The organism is Caldisericum sp. (assembly GCF_049967455.1).
Taxonomy (GTDB): Bacteria; Caldisericota; Caldisericia; order Caldisericales; family Caldisericaceae; genus Caldisericum; species Caldisericum exile_A.
On sequence record NZ_JBMFSR010000089.1, the window covers coordinates 1 to 1,443 of the forward strand.

Here is a 1,443-nt window from a genome sequence, read left to right on the forward strand (position 1 = left end):
TTTTACTGTATTTTATGCATTCTAAGCATAGTTATCCTGCCTCTAATGTTTTGGGGAGGAAAGCTTATGGAATTGATCAACCCGTCTTTAATCTTCTGTAACCTGTATTCTTCGTGAACAGGTTTATGCAATAGCAGGTGGGTTTAATCTTCTGAAACCTGTGATTTTTTTCAACAGGTTATTGCATCTTTCCCAAAGTAGTGAGATGTTCAGTCTCTCATAAATGTACTGAGAGACTTTGAGAATGATTCTTCTTCCTGTGTGGATAATCTTTCCTGCAAGGTCGATGAGTATCCTCCTCACGGTTGTGGGATAACTTTTCACATCAATAATACCCTTTGCTACATCTCTTTTGAATGACTCATAGAGAAAGTGTGACTTGACTATTGAATAGGAACCTGCTCATAAAGATTGCAGGTTACAGAGGAGTAAGAATGCTGCATTTGGAAGAAATCTCTTGAAAGGCATCTCTTCTGTCCCAAATTCTTTCAATGCCCTGTAAATCTGCTTAAAAGGAGCGCAGATTACAAGGGAATAAACAAGTTCATCATTACCTCTATTATGGTATGATTCAATGATTTTTCTCCCATAAAGTATTCTTCTTTTCCTGCTTTAATGAAGATATAATTGAGTTCTTTATCAATACCAAGATTTGTATAGATGATTCGATCTCCCTCTCTTGCGAATGGAAGTACTGTTTCTCCCTCGTCGTTTACGAAGGGCTTGAGGTATATAGCACGCCTTCCTTTATCCCAAACACCTCTTTTGTCAATGAAGTCTACAAACTCCCATATGTTTTCTTTTCCAACATATTTATTGAACTTTTGGATACTTTCTACCAATGCTTTTTACTCTTTTGGAACCTTCTGAAAAGAGTAAAGGTTATAAAAGATTAAATCCATACTCCTTTTCAGTGGATTCTGTCATCATACACCCTTCCTCTGTGAGATGTATGCTGTATTGAGTTTCTCCAGCGCTTTAAAGTTGTCTTCATCGTAAAAACCTGCATCAGCAAGGACAAGAATGGGAACATCCTTCCTGTACTCTTTTCTTATTCTCCTTATGATATGGATAAGAGATTCTCTCACTGTATCGGAATGGTTTGTGGTTTTTCCTCCCCTAAATACTGCATCAATTAGACATCCATTCCAATAGACCTGTAGCGGCTGAAACCCTTTTAATCCTTTGTATTCGCACTGTTTATCAGCGAATTACTCTTTTGTATGTTGGTGAGACACCTTCTCGTATCTTTGCACTGTTGTTATCCATCACCATAGTGTCTATGCCGAGGATAATAATATCAGGTTTTTCTATGACCAATCTCCATATGAACAGATCCTGGAGGAGCTTTCTAAATTGCCATAATCTTGCAGGAGATCAGGTTTTGAAGAACCTCTTTGCACTGTGAGAGCTCATCATTGCTCTAACGCCATTCTCTATTGT

Annotated in this window: 2 protein-coding genes and 1 pseudogene; all 3 read right to left on the minus strand. The window is 37.8% G+C overall.

Annotated features, from left to right (window positions below):
• Window positions 1–123: 123 nt before the first annotated feature.
• Window positions 124–324: a hypothetical protein gene (locus tag ACP5SP_RS07910; protein WP_428076525.1), complete on the minus strand. Its 201-nt coding sequence runs from the start codon at window positions 322–324 to the stop codon at window positions 124–126.
• Window positions 325–524: 200 nt separating this feature from the next.
• Window positions 525–842 (minus strand): hypothetical protein, encoded by a 318-nt coding sequence (locus tag ACP5SP_RS07915; RefSeq protein ID WP_428076527.1) that lies wholly within the window; start codon window positions 840–842, stop codon window positions 525–527.
• 84 nt (window positions 843–926) lie between these two features.
• Window positions 927–1,181, minus strand: a pseudogene (locus ACP5SP_RS07920) (IS1380 family transposase); the annotation flags it as partial.
• Window positions 1,182–1,443: the final 262 nt, after the last annotated feature.